The sequence below is a fragment of the Paenibacillus sp. DMB20 genome, from assembly GCF_000987955.1.
In the GTDB taxonomy this organism is placed as follows: domain Bacteria; phylum Bacillota; class Bacilli; order Paenibacillales; family Paenibacillaceae; genus Paenibacillus_AQ.
Window position 1 is genome coordinate 55,548 of record NZ_LAZU01000041.1, and the last position, 17,201, is coordinate 72,748.

9 protein-coding genes and 5 pseudogenes are annotated in these 17,201 nt (G+C 40.6%); 2 read left to right on the forward strand and 12 right to left on the reverse strand.

Annotated elements, in window-relative coordinates; all coding sequences use genetic code 11:
• Window positions 1–70: 70 nt before the first annotated feature.
• The 9 genes and pseudogenes from XI25_RS24555 to XI25_RS24595 all read right to left on the reverse strand — a co-directional run bounded on the left by XI25_RS24555 (window position 71) and on the right by XI25_RS24595 (window position 8,979).
• A complete protein-coding gene (locus tag XI25_RS24555; RefSeq protein ID WP_046680676.1) occupies window positions 71–1,069 on the reverse strand; it encodes a helix-turn-helix domain-containing protein in 999 nt (332 codons plus the stop codon).
• A gap of 151 nt (window positions 1,070–1,220) precedes the next feature.
• Window positions 1,221–1,635: pseudogene (locus tag XI25_RS32510) on the reverse strand (CatB-related O-acetyltransferase); the annotation flags it as partial.
• Between the two features lie 97 nt (window positions 1,636–1,732).
• Entirely contained in the window at window positions 1,733–2,065 is a 333-nt protein-coding gene (locus tag XI25_RS24565; RefSeq protein WP_235440347.1) for a hypothetical protein, read from the reverse strand.
• Window positions 2,066–2,575: 510 nt separating this feature from the next.
• Entirely contained in the window at window positions 2,576–3,034 is a 459-nt protein-coding gene (locus XI25_RS24570) for a hypothetical protein (protein ID WP_152669218.1), read from the reverse strand.
• A gap of 372 nt (window positions 3,035–3,406) precedes the next feature.
• Window positions 3,407–4,748: pseudogene (locus XI25_RS24575) on the reverse strand (erythromycin esterase family protein).
• Window positions 4,749–5,807: 1,059 nt separating this feature from the next.
• Window positions 5,808–6,559 (reverse strand): annotated as a pseudogene (locus XI25_RS24580) (MerR family transcriptional regulator).
• The gene (locus XI25_RS24585; RefSeq protein ID WP_046680679.1) at window positions 6,534–7,460 is read right to left on the reverse strand and encodes a DUF2268 domain-containing protein; all 927 of its coding nucleotides are present in this window, start codon (window positions 7,458–7,460) and stop codon (window positions 6,534–6,536) included. Before XI25_RS24585 ends, XI25_RS24580 begins: the two are co-directional and overlap by 26 nt.
• Window positions 7,461–7,906: 446 nt before the next feature.
• A complete protein-coding gene (locus XI25_RS24590; RefSeq protein ID WP_046680680.1) occupies window positions 7,907–8,131 on the reverse strand; it encodes a hypothetical protein in 225 nt (74 codons plus the stop codon).
• A 264-nt stretch (window positions 8,132–8,395) separates the two neighbouring features.
• Window positions 8,396–8,979, reverse strand: a pseudogene (locus XI25_RS24595) (chloramphenicol phosphotransferase CPT family protein).
• Between the two features lie 700 nt (window positions 8,980–9,679).
• Here XI25_RS24595 and XI25_RS24600 point away from each other — a divergent pair.
• Together XI25_RS24600 and map are read left to right on the forward strand one after the other, a co-directional pair.
• Window positions 9,680–10,264 (forward strand): TetR/AcrR family transcriptional regulator, encoded by a 585-nt coding sequence (locus XI25_RS24600; RefSeq protein WP_046680681.1) that lies wholly within the window; start codon window positions 9,680–9,682, stop codon window positions 10,262–10,264.
• Between the two features lie 7 nt (window positions 10,265–10,271).
• The gene (map, locus tag XI25_RS24605; protein ID WP_046680682.1) at window positions 10,272–11,018 is read left to right on the forward strand and encodes a type I methionyl aminopeptidase; all 747 of its coding nucleotides are present in this window, start codon (window positions 10,272–10,274) and stop codon (window positions 11,016–11,018) included.
• Window positions 11,019–13,699: 2,681 nt separating this feature from the next.
• On the opposite strand, the pseudogene XI25_RS24615 reads toward map, so the two are convergent.
• The 3 genes and pseudogenes from XI25_RS24615 to XI25_RS33515 all read right to left on the reverse strand — a co-directional run bounded on the left by XI25_RS24615 (window position 13,700) and on the right by XI25_RS33515 (window position 16,931).
• Window positions 13,700–14,594 (reverse strand): annotated as a pseudogene (locus XI25_RS24615) (DMT family transporter).
• A gap of 34 nt (window positions 14,595–14,628) precedes the next feature.
• Window positions 14,629–16,041, reverse strand: a complete 1,413-nt coding sequence (locus XI25_RS24620; protein ID WP_046680762.1) for an NAD(P)-binding domain-containing protein — start codon at window positions 16,039–16,041, stop codon at window positions 14,629–14,631.
• Window positions 16,042–16,775: 734 nt separating this feature from the next.
• On the reverse strand, window positions 16,776–16,931 hold the full coding sequence (locus tag XI25_RS33515; RefSeq protein ID WP_160308958.1) for a hypothetical protein: 156 nt from the start codon (window positions 16,929–16,931) through the stop codon (window positions 16,776–16,778).
• Window positions 16,932–17,201 lie beyond the last annotated feature (270 nt).

Genomic DNA, 17,201 nt, shown 5'->3' on the forward strand with positions numbered 1-17,201 from the left:
AAAAGGAGCGGAGCAAACAAAAAAGGATTCCGAACATGAGAGGCATGCCCGAAGTCCCTTTTCAAATCTCTTAATCCATTTTTACTTCACGATGAGGCAACATTTTTAGATATTCGCTCGGATTGTATCCATAAATTTTGCGGAAAGCTGCCGTGAAATTGCTGACGTTGCTGTAGCCAACAGACACGGCCGCTTCCCCGACATTCATCCGCTGCACTTCCATATAATAAAGGGCCTTTTCCATCCTTTGCTTGCGCACCAGTTCAAATACGGTCATGCCAAAACGTTCCCGAAAACCCTTTTTCAGCTTGAATTCATTGAGTCCGATCTTTCTGGAGAGTTCTTGAATTGACATTGGGTGTTCGAAATGACGTATAACCAGCTCTTTGGCTTGATCCAGCTTCTCCAAGTCATCACGGGTCAAAAATCGGCTTCCTTCCGCCGCCTTATGTTCAGCTACTCCACCATACAAAGCGATTAGCTCCATGGCTTTGCTTTCCATGTATAACCTCTTCATCGCCCCGTCATAAGAACAGTTCAGCATATCCGAAACACATCTATGGATTTCCGGCGTATTCGGGTATTTATCGATTCGGCCCTTATGCCGCTGCAACCAGGATTCCATCCTATGTTTCTCGGTAATATCGGCCGCGTAATGAAACAACTCCTGCGGAGATAACCGGATTTCCACCATATGATTGCGGATATTGGCTTTCATCTCTTCATACACCAATTCATTTTCGAAAAACAAAACGTTGCCCGTCCAGTTATCCGTCAAGTTTTCCTTGCCATCCCACTCGCAATAAATTTCGCCATTAAGGCAATAGCTTAATTCAAATAGCGGACAAGCTTCCTGAATATGCAGCTTCATATTCTGCTTGTAGGTTATGTCAGTCACCACGATTTCCATACCGGAGCGGATTCGCGTCCTGAGGATAAATCCCTGCCCAACTTCAGGCGGGATGGAAATATGCTGCTCCGATGCACAATACAGCGATTGCCCTTGCATGAGGTTCGCAAATTGATCGAAGAGGCTGTGAACCTCTCTATTAATGATATTCAAAGTCACGTCGGCACCTTCTTACTTGGTTAACTGGCATTAGCTGCATTGTACTCTGTATGCCCCGGGGAAGACAACTGTGTTTTTTCACGCCTGACGCTTTTGAATAAGTAACTATCCCCTTGCAGACCATTATTAGTCATCTGCCAAACACCGATGCTTATCTATGCTGCTTCATTTTTTTCATCGTTTCGATGTTTCCGCTCACGATTGCACCGATATATTGATTGATGACTTCGACAACGTAATTCCACCATTGGATGTCCAGCAGTTCATCGATGACCTCCGGCGCGAAACGCTTTCGAATAGCCTTGGCAGGATTACCGCCAACGATGGTATAAGGCTCCACGTCTTTAACGACGACGGCTTCAGCGGCGATTATCGCTCCTTCTCCGACATGGACGCCTTGCATGATGGTTGCCCGGCTTCCAATCCAGGCATCATAGCCAATGACCGTATCGCCTTTTAAGCTTGATCTCTTCCAGCGTAGGCGTAAACGCCTCCCAGCCTCTGCCGAAAATATTAAACGGATAGGTAGAGCCGTCGATTCGATGGTTGCCGCCATCCATCATAAACCTAAATAAGCTTCTAACACTTAGGGGTAACATTTCGGACATTACCAATTTCTTCAGACAATACGGAAGGACAAATATGAGCTGTTTTTAATTCAAGTTATATTGATAAATTTTCGATCTTGGATATTATTTTGTTATATATTACTTTCATATGAGATTCATTAGAATACATATTTATTTCCCTAAACGGAATCCATTGAACACTGCTGTTCTCATCAGGCTTAACAACAAGTGTTTCATTTTCATCACCCTCTAACAAATAGGCAACTGATAAGTGTAAGTCTCCGTCTGCATGTCCTCCTGCCCAAGACCAAGAATTGAATATATTATGATGTACCATTAAAGCTTTATTTCTATTTTTGTTTACAACAAAAGCGGAGCTTGTTACATGTGCAATTTCATTATCTCTTGTTAGAACATCATCAAACATTTCCAAACATTTAAGAATGACCTCTTTATCTTTTTTTTTCTTGTTTATTAAAAACTGTATAATTTTTTTATGGATTTTTTTAAAGCTTTCTTCCCCTTTGCTCGAAATGTAACTAAATATTTATTTTTTTATCGAACTTATGTATCCCTGTTAAAAGAATTCTGGAACTTACAACATTATTAATCTAAACTGCCCGTTAGCTTAACCATGACTTACTATTTCAGAATCATATTAGACTCAATAGCTCATCACGGAGTTCGTAATAAGAATCATTCCATCCCATCTTCGAGTAAAAGCGTAATCCTATCTATCCATTATAATATTTAGCCCCAATTAATCTCTCTTTAAAATTCGGTATGGTAATACCCATTTCTTGCTGATAATTTCGGTAAATTTGGACCAGATCGAGATTCAAGTATGTTTTTTATGTGCCAGTCTAAAGTTGCAATGTCGATAAGAAAATCTCCATATTTTCCATTGCTATCAATGACTCCAGTTATTCGTTGCCCATCAGTTAAAAATGTTGTACTGGTGGAAATCACCGTGAATAAAATAACAATATGGTTCATTGTAGGTAGAATAAGCTAACAATCTGTTGTAGAATTCATCAAACACATCTTTCTCTAGACAGGATGTTTTGAATAAGCTGTGCCAGCCTTCCCAGAAGCTATCCGCTTGTTCTTCAGCATAGGTAGCAATAATATGTTCTCTCCAGGAATTATAAGTACCATCACCACTAGAATTTATCACCCCATATCCTTTTGTTGTTCCTAATTTTACCTGGTTCATTCGTGTTGGAATCTGAATGACCTCCGGAAGCATTCTCTGTTGTTGCTCATAAGAGCAACTGTTCAGAATCTGTCCAGCTATCTTTTCTGAAAAAAAACTCCCAGCTAAATCGCAGACATGAGATCCTCCTGTAATTTTTATGTTATTATCTCGCATTAATTTCTCTAACGTCTTACCCACGAACTTCGAGAATTAACTTGATAATGTAGATATTCGCGAAATTATTGAGCTATCCTGCCCGTTAGCTGAAAAGACAGCCGATGATCTCAGCTGCCTTTCGTCATGGTGCTATCGTGTCCCGTTAGTTCAATAAAAGAGCGACTAATCGGTAATCGGCTCATGTTCTTGTCCTTTACGGCAATCGGTACAATTCTTGTCTTTAACTCGGGACAAGAACTTGTACCGATAAAACAAAAGAAGCTGAAACTAAGCGACTTTTAAGCATACATGTTSTCTACAAATCAATAAGCCCAAGGACTTCGTCGTTGACTAGAAATGTCACTATTTCTTTTGCTTCTTCGAAACTCATCCATTTGTACTTTAATTAAGATTTTATTGATTCAGTTGAGATGGCTTCACTTTCTGAATTTGAACGATGATGTCAAATGTTTTACCTAATGATACATCAACAGTTGTTGGGAAACCTGGACCTACCGTTGTTACTCCGGCAAAAATGGGATGTTGCTCGTTTAGCCAAGTTTTAGTCACTCCGCTTGCCTTACGTAAATCAACAAAAAAACTGGTCGTATTTTACTTGTCCAAAGGTATAGTTGTAACTATTCGGGTCATCTAATTTTAATGTTCCATAGGGACCGAATTCTTGGTTACTGTTGTAAACATTGTAACGTCCCTCATAGACAGATGTTCCAATGGATACATACCGTTTTCCATAATGTTCTGCTAAATGCTGCCCAGCTACTTTAGGGTATACGAAAGGGATCATGTTTGTTTTCGAAACGTGCCCATTATGGCCCCACACGATTGTTTTTCCTATATGTTCTTCTGTCCATTTCGCATTCTCATACATGGCAATATCGTGTTTCAAATAAAAGTCTTCCAGGTTATCAGGATATGCGGCTGTCATTGTCGTAAATTGCTCGATAATACGTGCATTTTGTTTGATCCATGCGAACTCTGGGGATTTTCCATTCAGTTTATTTTTATTTTGATCTAATAAAGCGCTGATTTGTTTCGCATCTGAAACATACCGTGCTTTCGTTTCTTTCTTAAGACCGCCAAAGGTATCTAAATCCTTGGTTACAGGAATAAGGCCTTTCATCTTTTGTTCGAAACGAGTGACAAGTTTCGGATCGTATTTCTTTACATACGCTAGGATATTGTTATAAACACTCTCGTTTACGGTTTGTATATCCATCCCGATGATCCGTATTTTGGATTTATGCTTTGGATCAGCATTATATTGGCGTATCCATTGAAGCAGATCTATGATTTCTTTCGTGTTAAATACAGGACTTAGATATTGGCTTGGGTCCCCTTTACCCGTAAGAACATAGCGATCGAGTCCCAATGCTCTGTCCCATCCCTCTTCTAACACTAAGGCCTTAAAGCCCATTTCAGCTGTCAAATAATTAACAATGCGATGCTTCATGGTAAAAACTTCGTGAGCTCCATGCGTCGCTTCGCCTAATCCAACAATTGTAGCTGATCCGATCATATCCTTAAGCGGTCTTAAATCCTGAAGAGATGCTGTTGGATCCGTTGACTTTAATGGCATGGCATGCTTTTCTAACCATTTTATCTGTTGAGCCATTTGATTTGTGTTGTAGGGAGCTGTAACAGAAACTTCTGCTTTCGAAGTTGCATGAGTCCCTCCTGTAAAACTAGTTAGAGTGATAATAGAAGCAGCAATTGCGATACCCATTTTCTTTTTCATAAAATCCTCCTGAAATACTTTATAAGTTGTTTTGTTGAGATAAATATATTCTAGTTCCTAAAAGTCTCTTATTTCTTACTAGATTCTTAAGTAAACCTTAAGATGCTTATGTATATACAAAAAACAAAGCAGCTGCAATCCTTATTTGAAGGATCACAACTGCCTCATCCAGTTTTATGACTACTGCATCGAGTTTTCTTTGCAGTCATTGTCGGCCTGATTAACAAGCTTCTGGGGCCGGAGTTAACGGTCTTTTGTACACGTTATTGATTACCTTTTCGAATCCTGACATATCTATTTTGAAAACCTCCGACGTTCAGTTGCTTGCTTTATAACCGTCATTCCCTATACGGTTACGGTTACTAGCAACGGAAGCGGGAATATCTATGGTTATTTTTTGCGATCCTTTTTGGCATATGACATCTGATTAATCGGCATATAATTGTGCCGTTATTTTTTTGTTGCTAACTTGATCTGCCTGTAATCTTAATGAAATATCTATCAAATTGTTATTGAACATATTGTCAAATCGGTAATCGGACCAAGTTCTTGTGCTTTACGGCTAAGTGAACAAAAAAAACCGCCATTTAGGCGACTCCTGATGGGTCTATGTTCTTGTCCCCCGACAGTTTCCCTCGTTAATGACACAATTTTGCCCTCTTCTACTTGTTTCAAACACATAAAAGTCTTCCGATAATCATAAACATTAGACACTCATCAAATCGGCAATAGGATCACGCTCTTGTCCTTTACGGCAATCGGTACAAGTTCTTGTCCTTGGCTCGGGACAAGAACTTGTACCGATAAAAACAAAAAAAAGCCGCTTCAATAGCGACTTTCAATGGGAATATGTTGTTGTCACCCGACAGCACCTTCCTATCTTCAAAGAAAGTGTAATCATCTCATAATTATGAACGCTAGAAGTTAACGAATAATTCATTATTAATACCCGTTACTTTAATGTAAAACGGCAACCGATCGGGTGGCCCGCTGCCGTAATGTCTTGGTACTGTTTGAGTTTTTACAATGCCCTTCCTATTTTCAGCCGAATTTTCCTGTTCACGATTGAGATATATAATGCATAATAGCACGGTGTAGAAAATCTGCTAAATCCTCATTGCTATATTGATTAAAGTAGTTATTGAATCGTGCATCGAATTTGTAAGTATCGGCAATGCAAGCCAGTAACTCTGTATCACATGGCATGAATTGCATTAGATTTTTTTTCCACTCCTCGATTAATCGCTGAACTTCATCGGAGGAAGGATGCTGATCGACACAAGACGCAATTTGCTTGAATACTTCCTCCATCGATTGAAAACGTTCATCTATTTCATCTTGTGATAGTTTATCCAACGTTTCATTAAACACATTATACGCTTCTGTTTCACCATAAATGAATCTCGCCTCATTTGCGTATTGTTCTTTTAATGGCAAAGCGGAAGAACTGTTGAAGATTTGCAAATGACTAATATCATTCCCCGAAACGTATTCTTCGAGAGCTACCATGATGGTTTCTATTCTTTGTTTTTTTCGATGATAAGGTTTGACTTTGCTTCTTTAATATTTGTTTCTGTTCTTGCCTGGTCAGCTTTAAAAATGTCCGCAATTTCTTTCAAGGAAAAATCCATTTCCTTTAAGAACAAAATAGTTTGAAGTTTTTCCAAACTGCTTCGATCATATAAGCGATACCCTTTTTCCGTCAGATGTGTCGGTTTAAATAAATCAATCCTATCGTAATAATGCAAGGTCCGGCTTGTAATGCCTGTAATCTGAACAATATCTTTAACTGCTAATAATGGTTTCTTCATCCCAAAATCCTTTTACTTCGTCTAGTATTTGTGCAGCAGGTGTTATTGTGGCCTCAAAGATCGTTCTTCCTGTTTTTCTTAAATAATATTGGATTAAATAATATCCGCAAGCGTAGCCAGCACTATAAGGCATATTGACCGGTTCAAAGTTTTGAAGTTTGGCGATCTCGTCACCGTAAAGATACGGAGCAAATTTATCAAACCCTGTTAATTGCAATTGCTCTCTAAGGACAGGCTTTATGCGCCTGTTAAGTGTGTCTGCGTTTGTTTTCGTTACCCAAGGGCCGAGCAATTCTTCGCCAAACATGAACGTAGCATAGTTTTCAGCTAATCCTTCACTTACAATGAGCTCGCCCAAATTAACGGTGTGATCCCACTGAATAAATTGATATCGCACATTATGGTTGCATTCGTGCGCCAGCGCAGCCTTCATTCGAGGAATCGTGTACTCATTTGGCAAGAGTGTACCCCAGATAAACCCGGGAATGCCCCCAAAGCCGCTATATCCTTCGTTTATTGTTAAGGCACGGCTTTCCGGATTCCCTAGTTGAATGGTAAACAAATATTCAGATACGGGGAGACTTATTTCATGTTTTATAAATAGACCGAGGCTTTTCCTTACCGCGTGCTCACACGCTGACCAAAAAGAATCTGACGAAATCAACTCTATCTCAGGTAAGAGCTGCTGGGTAATCTGATCAGGGGATCGATGCATCATATTATTCATCGTAATCACGTCAAAACCGTTAGCCTCTTCAGCTCTAAAAGGGATCTGTTGGATTTGCCATTGTTTCATAAAAGGAGCCATCATTTCGTTTCTGAATAATTCAAGTTTTTCCTCGGGCGAAGTTTGGGCAACTTTTTGATAAATGTGGTCTGAACGCAATGTTATTATGTTCATATCTCTCACTCCTAGTCGTTTATAGTGAGAATTATGCACTATGACCTAACGTCAGAGTCAAGAATTTTGGATCAAATACTGAAAATTAGGTACATGGTGCTCCATGAGATACCTCCAAGAATGAGTTAAATAATGATTAAATAAATCTCCCAATCTTCAACATACTATCCTGCCCGTTAGCTTAATGAGATTGTTTGGAAACATAGTTAGATACTTATCTAATCGGTAATCAGCTCAATTTCTTGTCCCTCAACATCTTTCGAGATGTGTCACATTTCGTAAATCGTGATAATTGCAAACAAAAGAAGCCTCACTGGCTCCTTTTGTTCAACGAACATTAAAAATCCCCGTTTGGGGATTATAATAATTTTTTGCGTCTTCGATACCTTGGTTATAAATGTTCAATATTGTAGCAAGATCAATTGTTGTGCTCTCTATCCTTTCAACTAGTTATTCTTCTGCTTTGCAACTTGCATACCGCCGATGATAAGCATGATAATCCCAATTACTGCTAGAATAATCCGAACTAAGAATGGACTCAATGAAAACACAGTTTCACCTTGCCAGTACAATCCGAACAACCTTTCATTCAGCCCCACAATCGCCAATAATGGCTTAAGAAACAAACTCAGCGCTAATAATACTATCCCCCAAATAATTTTGCTATTCATTGATTCAAAACCTCTTTTCCAATTAAGATAAATGAAGATTAGTTCACAATAAAACGATCTATTATTGCCTTTCTATAATTTTATCCGATATTGTCAATGTTTGCTTGATAATATCCAATAAAAAAGTGTCCACCATCTACCGTATGAAAAGTCGCTGCCACACCTGCATAATATCTCCACTCGCACATGTCACACTATAGAAACTGTGGTCGTTGCGACCATTAATGATTGTAATGCCTGGCAATCGATGAAATTCAAGTTTGGTTATGTAACATTTCTTTTATTTAATTTCTTAAATACCGAGAAATCTTTATTGGACTTAATAAAACTTAATATCTTTTCGGCGCATTCTTTTGGATTCAACTCTTCAGTATTTACTTCAAGGTCATATTCATCAATGCAATATACTTTGCTGAACTGTGAAGCTGCTAGTCCAATCTTTCTATCTCCTCTTGTGTGCTCTCTTCTTATGAGTTCTTCTTTCGAGCATATTACACCTATAAATAATGTAGGCTGATCAAAAAAATACATCAAGGCACTCATTAAACCACTTGTCATTTTCGATTACAGTATCTACAATTACATTCAAACCCATTTCTGAAAACAATTTAATTGTCGAATAGTACATTGAGTTTAATGGATCAAACATTATTTGTGCGATAACTTGCTCATCTACTTCTCTTGTAGGTTCAATATCTGAAAATTTATTATTAAAAAAAATCCTTGATAAAATCATCTATTGATAAATGATGAAAAAGAATCTCTTTCTGATTCATCAGTTCCGTAGAAATACTAGTCTTTCCTGAACTTGAAGTTCCGTTCATCAACACAATGATTCCTTGCTTCAAACGAATCACCCTCACATATAAGATTTGCGTATCTTTGAGATAAAGTTAAGTTCATAAAGTTCATAAAATTATCCAACTCAGAAAATATTCGAGAAACGATTGAATTATCCTGCCCGTTAGTTTAGAAAACGGCAGCTAATGAATGGCTGTCGTTTCTCTGTCTTTTATTGATCTATCGTGTCTCGTTAGGTCAATGACGAGACAATGACGAGACAATGACTGTGCCATCCCGGAATATCCCAAAGAAGAAGTTTATAAAGTCTTCTCAAGTACAAGTTCTTGTCCCCCGATAAGGATGTTCAACACAAAAACGAGATCTTCATGTTCTTTTTTTGCATTTCCTTAGCGTGAAGCCTACACATATATTCAAACCCCATGCGCTGCAAGGAATTCCGCAAAAAACTTGCCCTTATTTAGGTTGTAGTTCTCCGCAAATGATCTCAAACTATCCTGCCCGTTAGTTCAATAAAGCCAGCCGGTCAGAGTGATCGGCTGGCTTCTTGTCTTTATTGAGCTATCGTGTCCCGTTAGGTTAACGACAGCGCCCAGTGTACAACTTTAATTATTACGGTCCTAGTTCTTTATTGTTCAGTACTTCATTTTATCGAACACCAACAAATCTTTTGCATTTCTCCATCCCATGTGTTACTTTTTTTTATATTGACAAATTTGCAGGTCTATATAAGGAGGTTAAGACGCTATGTGCCCCCGTACCAAAGAACAAAATGAGCTTATACGCATACAGCGCAGAGAACAGATCCTGGACGCTGCCGCGCGCTCCTACTTTCGCACGGGCGGCAGCTTTGATATTCGCGACGTCGCCCGCGAGGCAGGGCTTGGTTACGGCACAGTATACCATTATTACCCCAACCGGCATTTATTAATAGAAGATGTGTTAGGAAGCGGCTTCGAGCGATGCGAGCAAGTTATCGCAAAATGGGCCAACATCAGCGGCAGCCCCCCGGAAGACTGGCAGTTGTTGACGTATTTTAAAGCACTGCTCCGGCTGTGGCAGTCGGACGCCCGCGCATATCTCGTCTACAAAATGGCGGCGGAACATTATGCAGGCTTACCTGAAAGGGATCGACACCTCGCCAAAAGAAAATTTATGGAACAGCTGTACGTTCCACTCCAATCGATCGCCCAGTGCGAAGACGACAGCGTCGACCATATGCTTGCCGTGCTGGTCGGTTGCTGTGGGCTGCACTACTATGCGGGCAATTCCGACCTGGACGTCGATCGAATCGCCCGACTCGCTATGCAAGCTATTACGAAGGAGTCCTGATACGAACATGGTCATTATAAAAAGCAAGCATGAAATTGAGTCTATCCGCAAGGCATGCCAAGTGGTGGCTGAATGCCATCGTACAATCGCCCCGCTTATCAAACCGGGTATTACCACCAACGAGATTGAGCGCATATTCGAGGACATTATGTTGAAGCACGGCGCAAAGCCATACCAGAAAGGATATAAGGGCTATCCATATGCGACCTGTGCCTCCGCCAACGATGTGATCGCACATGGCTTCCCTAGCAATAAGCCACTTGAGGAAGGCGATATCGTAACGATCGATACGGTCGCTGAGCTCGATGGCTGGCTCGGCGATTCGGCCTGGAGTTATGCGGTCGGGCAGATCTCGCCGACGGCCAAGAAGTTGATGCGTGTCACGAAGGAATGTCTTGACCTGGGCATCGATCAGGCGCAGCCCGGCAATCGACTCGGCGACGTGACGAGCGCGATTCAGCGGCATGCGGAATCACACGGTTTCGGCGTCGTGCGCGACCTTCTCGCCCATGGCATCGGCCGCGACCTGCACGAGGAGCCGACTTATATGCATGTCGGCAAGCCTGGAAAAGGCCTCCGTATCAAGGAAGGTATGGTGTTCACGATTGAGCCCATGATCACCGAAGGTACCTACTTCATGACAATCGATCCGGACGGCTGGACCGCACGGACGATGGATAACAAGCTCGCCGCCCAATACGAGCATACGATCGCCATCACGGCTGAAGGTCCACAAATTTTGACCGCGCAATAGAAAAATTAGAAGTCGACCAACGAAATGGTCGACTTCTTTTTTTCGTATTCGGCATAGCATCTTTCTTTATTCGTTACAGGTGATCATGTAAACGATACCCTCTTCTCATCTTCAAGCCGAAGCAGGTTCGGGGACAGCGTGTCCATAGATCTGATGAGGCTGCTCGCTTGGACGCGATCATATTCAGTGCGAACAATTCATCTCAGGTAAACCGCGAAGCAAATTTGGAAACGCCGAGTGACTCGGACAATAACCAGGTCAGATGACGCAATTATGTTCTCCTGCAGGATACCACGGGTGCAGAGTATCCACTAATCGAGCAATTTTTTTGTCCTTTATTTCAACTGCGGTCCCATTCCGATAGCCTGCCCGTTAGCTTAAAGAAACAGATGTCAAATTAAACTAGCTATTTATCTAATCGGCAATAGTAATATGTTCTTTCCTTTACGGCAAAGGAACCAAGTCGTTGTCCGGCGACAGCACTCCACTACCTGGCCGCCCCATGTTCGCGCGTTTCCCTCGCCCCGGTCGTTTCCTGGAACACAATTGGCACCCGGCCATGTGCAGCTGATTCCAATTGGAAGTGGTTATCCTCCCTGTATTTGCCCTTTTTCGGTATACTTAGTTGTTTGGGCTATAAGTGCGGAACTGTTTTAGATCATCATTAATTAGGTAATCGGAACATGTTTTTGTCCTACGACACCTTCGTATTGTTTAATGCGCATTTCCACATATCTTTTTTCTTTTAAAAATCTTATCATGCAGCATACTTATAACTCATCGTTTGTTATTACTCTTTAGTTTAGGGATAATCCTGGCTATAACCATTATTATCAATACTATTAGAAATGAGGATAAAAGAAGTAACAAGTAATATCCTACTCCCAATATAAATCCCTTTTCAAAACTCTCAAAAAACTCACTCAGATTAAACAGTAGTTCTAGAATTAAATTAAAGACAAAGATTACTACAGCACAAACTGCTGCTTCTTTAACAATTTTCAATTCGAATCTCCTTTCAATCTTGTACGGATATCTTCTTCAGCAATACCCGCATAATAATCGTTGAGGAGCCTAATGCGATCAAAATAAGAATTATTCATGCCAGAAAATTTCCCGTTGTATATTTATCGTTCTTTGCTAAGGATACGGATACACGTCAACTATTGGCTCAATCGCTTCATCAGAACGATCCAATTCAATCTAAATAACTGTGTCAGTATCCACAAGAAAGCTTATTATACCCTCACCCTGTTCTGGTATCCAAAATAAAATATGAGCTGTCTACATTGTAGGAAAAGTTCTTCTAATAATGTCTAGAAATCTACGCATAGAAGAGTCATTGAATAAATAGTATTTTGAGCTTTTTAAGCTCTTCTCGATATGCTTGCTCCGTAAGAGTCCCTCTAAGTTTCATCTTATCCTTCTTCCCCATGCCCTCAATTAAACTAACGTTTCCCGTTAAAATAATGATAGTGGGGTAGATTGCTTCAATAATCAAATACAAAACTGGTTACTGTACGTAGGTGCCAATCGGTCGCTCGAAGTCAGTCCAGAACGCAAACACCATCGGAGATCGTCCACTCGATATTGCCGAGCTCGTCCTCAATGTAACCGTCCAAAGATACGTTAGCAGCGTAGATCAGTTTAGCCATTTCAATAACGCCCTCCAATTTTCAGTTTCCAACGAGACCAAGGCCTGCCCCTCTGAGTTTGAACAAAGAAACATCATTCTATATTAACTCATATTGGAAGTATTCTGCCCGTTAGCTTAATGAACTAGAGCAATGAGAATTACTATATTTTTCTGAATTTACAAGCCACTCATGTTTAATATACGGTAAGCAACAATGCAGCCCTTTCTTATTCATATCTGCTCGTTCCCTCATTATATTTTTTTAAAAGAGTGCTATACTTATTAAAATAATCAAACCAGTTAAATTCATAGACAGCACAATACTTAAGTGGAACTCGTAAGTGAAGGATAATGTCCCCCTCCTTGAAGTTGAAACCGCAAAAAATCTCCTTTTAGAATATGTTGTTCTACTGATTCATTTGCTACGAAACAAAAAAATAGGTTTTTTTAACGAAATTCTTATTTTTTTATTGATAAATATATACTCATGTTTATATAGTTATGTTTTAAGGTTTTAGATTTATGGCCTTTAGCAACATACTTTTTTTTTTATTGATAAGTTCAACTAGTACATTTGGATGTTGAATAGTATATAATTCTAAATACTCTTTGGTTTTTTGTCGAGAACTTCAATTTAATAGCCACCTTATGAAGCATTTACTTGGATATTATATTAACCACATAATGTAATAAATAATTACAAAATTAGCTGCATTTCTCCTTGCTTTTAAACTTCTTTAATATCTTGAGCCTCGGTCTTCAGCTCAGCATAATAATATTTAAATTTCATCTCTATTTAACTTATGGCCTAAGAAAGACGTGAAATTCGTCCCCATTTTCTCCCCTTCCCTTAAACCAATTTCAAGAACTCCTGAATAAAGAAGGAAACAAAAGCATGTACAGCTCCTGACAACTCAATTTTAACACATATTGGAACTATCCTGCCCGTTAGCTTAATAAAACAAAAAAAGCCGCTGTTACGCGGCTTTTAAGCATATTATGTTCTTGTCATCCCACATCTTCCGTATTAAATTTTGTCTGCGATCTATTGATCAATGAAGCACTCACCTTTTTTTCCGCGATAATTCACGAAATAAATACTTAGACCTACTAATAACAGTCCTACGACAAGGCGGTAAGTTAGCGGTTCATCTAAAAACACTGTACTGTTGAATACTGCAATGATCGGTACAAGAAACGTGAATGTCCCGACTTTGCTTGCCTCTCCCGCATTAATAAGTTTGTAGTAAATGATATATGCCAGTGGAATGCCAAAAGTGGAGGCGTATCCGAGTCCCAAAAGATACTTGCTATTCCATTCAATAGCTGACCAGTTTTCAAAAATTGTTCCCGTACCTAAGAGAATAGCTCCACCAATAATAAACTGCAGTGCAACCATCCAGTAAGCATCTACTTCGCTGCTCACCTTCTTCACATAAACCACACCAAGGGCCCAGCTAAATGCCATAAGCAACCCTAAGACTACACCAATGATTGATACATGAACGGTTAATCCGTCCACACTGACAATTACAATTCCAAAAAATCCAATAATCAAACCCATGATTTTTTAACGGAGACATGTATTCTCCAAGCCAAATCCAAGCAAACAATCCAAGTAGAACGGGCTGAAAATAAACTAGCACGGAAAACAATCCTCCTGGCAAATACATAAGCCCTATGGTCTGTAACCCAAAAAAGAGAATCGTATTAAAGAATGCTGAAATACAATATTTCGCCCAATTCTCGCGCCATCTGATCCTGTTCCTCATCTTATATATGAGAGCTGCAAGTATAAGGCCCCCAATCAATGCACGCATACCCGCAAATAATAACGGGGGCGTATAAGGGACAGCCACTTTATAGATCGGATAACTTCCACCCCAAATAAAGACTAGTAATAGTAATGCCCAAGTCGATTTTGAAAAGACTTTCCCCAATTGTCTATCCTCCCTTCAATAGATGAATAGTAAATTAAGACTTTGTCCATTCTCCAACAAATTCAGCTTCATTATAAGAATAGTAATTTTTCAGAATCTCCTCACGATTATCAGAGAACAGCTGGTCTGCCACAGCTGAAACTAGTCTAGGTATCCCATATCTCATTCCCGGAAGCGAAGAAGCTGAGATACCACAGCTAACTAAAGCTGAATAGTTAAAAGCGAAAAGCCCATATAGAAGCTTTGTATCCGTTTTGTCCCGGCATGTGAAAGTAAAGCCAGGGCCAAGGTAAGGATACGCATCAAGCTTGTGGTTGGCGATCTCAGCAGGTGCATGATAATAGTCGTCCCAACGTGCAATATGGCGTTCGAAAAGCTTTAGCTCTGGACGTAAAGAATGATCAGTCATTAGACCAGTGGAAATGATTAAAAAATCAAAAGTGAAATTACCTTGTGGAGTAGTGACAACAGCCTTCTCAGCTTCAACCTGTACGTCAAGCCATGGTGCACCTAAGTGGAGTGTAAAGCCGGAATGTGAGGCTGCACGTTCAAAGGTGTCATTTGTAGGAGGTTGATGTTCTAAGTAATGGGCTATAACGGAATACTTATCAGCATCAGATAGAACATGAAAACGTTCAATTATACCTGCAGCCCCCATTTTTCGAATTGGGTTAATGCGTGGTATCTCCGTGCGGCGAACAAACACATGAGCCGAACCCACGCCTTCAGATAATGCAAAATTGGCATTATCAAAAGCTGAGGCTCCACCGCCTAGAATGGCCACCTTCTTGCCTTTTAGGGCCTTAAAATCAATGTCTTCTGAGGTGTGTGCATAGAGGTGACGAGGTAATGTTTCGGAAATCATGGATGGTACGTGCCATTCCCCACTGCCTTTAATACCAGTGGCTAAGATAACCTTACGGGCCAGCAATGTATTAGAAGATGCTCCCGCTCCTTCAATATGCAGTCGATAAACATTTTCCCCTGCAGGCTCAATAAGCTTCACCTTTACCTCATTAACAACAGGTAAATGAAGAACCTTTCGATACCAACGTAGATAGTTCATCCAATCGTTCCGTGGAATCTTATCGACGTTCTCCCAACTTTGTGGTCCAAATTGCGCTTCCCACCAGGAGCGAAAGGTCAGAGAAGGCACTCCAAGATCAATGGATATCAAATGTTTAGCCGTACGCAATGTCATCATACGAGCGTACGTTACCCAAGGCCCTTCATATCCTTCAACGTTTTCGTCGATGACAAGGATATTAGATATTCTTTCACGCAAAAGACCAAAGGCCGCACCTAAGCCACACTGGCCCCCTCCAATAATCACGGCATCGTAGACATGCCCCTCAGGATGGTGGGCCCGGCATACCCAGTCCTCTCCCCCAAATGCAAGATAAGAAAGATCCCTTTTTACTTGTTCATTTAAAGCTTCTAAACTCATCATTTTTCATTCCCTTCAAAATATGGCTTATTATCTTCTGAACTAATCGTTAAGTTTTCTTTGAATTTTATATAGAACTCATCCCTCGAATTTCCGTCGATTCGAATTAATTTTGTTGTTCAGTTATTCTTTACTTTATCTGAATGGTGGCTTTTCCTTGCACCGTCTTATGAGCAGCATTGATCGATTTCAACAATCATTAGGAAAATTCCTTGAATCGCCGACATTTTGCATCACCTCCTTAATTTTACAAATAATATACCCTACCCACCTATAGTATGTAAAGACTTATTACAAAAAATTTACAAAAGTGTCTGAACATCTTCAGGTAAAGTCATGTTCCAAATGATGTTGGAATCAAATAGCGCCCGCCTGCCGGATTCACCAATTACAGCGACGTATCGCTCCACTTGTTTTGTTCGGCACCAGCATGTTTCTGCCCGTCTTTAGCATCCTCTCGCCCACGCGCTCCGCGCCTGCCGGGCCGACTCTACAGGCGCGGATTCCTTAGGCATCTGCCAGTACGCCCTAGATCTCCCCAAGCTCAATCCAGTAACCCTGCAGCTTCACACCTGTGGCACGATCCGAAGCAGCCGAACCGAAAAGTTAAGCGAGACCAAGAAGCAGTTACAATAGCGTGAGGTCCCGCCTCTCTGCGGCACCTTCAGCCCAGTCGTTAACATGCGCTTGCAGCCCTCGCTGCAGATGGCGAACACACTGCACCTGGGCGGCTGCTACAGCTCCTTGTGGTACCGGGCTTGGTTCAGTACAAACCAGGCTCCACTATTGACGGTGGAGCAGGTAATGCTCACGCTTCTCTGGAGGCCGCGGATCGATACGCTTATATATGCCGCATCGCTTGCCTCGGCATAAGGCTCTTGATTAGACATTCATCAACTCGGCAATAGGACCATGTTCTTGTCCTCAGCTCGGGACAAGAACTTGTTCCCTTAAAACAAAAAAAAGCCGCTAATTTAGCGACTTCGAATGGGGCTATGTTCTTGTCCTTTGACAAATATTTATGTTTCCGTTTGATAATCAACATCCTGTAAACAAAAAAGAGACCTCTCATCTACTTCAGAACCATATGACAAAGAAAAAGGTACACTTGCTTTTTGTGAGTAAAGCCTTGTTAGTACCTGCCGTTCTATCCTGGTTGC

What these genes read in the sequence shown, in the direction of transcription:
- XI25_RS24565 (WP_235440347.1), bottom strand. Translation starts at nt 2,065, where the DNA reads ATGTTTGATGATGTTCTAACAAGAGATAATGAAATTGCACATGTAACA.
- XI25_RS24585 (WP_046680679.1), bottom strand. Translation starts at nt 7,460, where the DNA reads ATGAACATAATAACATTGCGTTCAGACCACATTTATCAAAAAGTTGCC.
- XI25_RS24590 (WP_046680680.1), bottom strand. Translation starts at nt 8,131, where the DNA reads ATGAATAGCAAAATTATTTGGGGGATAGTATTATTAGCGCTGAGTTTG.
- XI25_RS24600 (WP_046680681.1), top strand. Translation starts at nt 9,680, where the DNA reads ATGTGCCCCCGTACCAAAGAACAAAATGAGCTTATACGCATACAGCGC.
- map (WP_046680682.1), top strand. Translation starts at nt 10,272, where the DNA reads ATGGTCATTATAAAAAGCAAGCATGAAATTGAGTCTATCCGCAAGGCA.
- XI25_RS24620 (WP_046680762.1), bottom strand. Translation starts at nt 16,041, where the DNA reads ATGAGTTTAGAAGCTTTAAATGAACAAGTAAAAAGGGATCTTTCTTAT.
- XI25_RS33515 (WP_160308958.1), bottom strand. Translation starts at nt 16,931, where the DNA reads ATGTCTAATCAAGAGCCTTATGCCGAGGCAAGCGATGCGGCATATATA.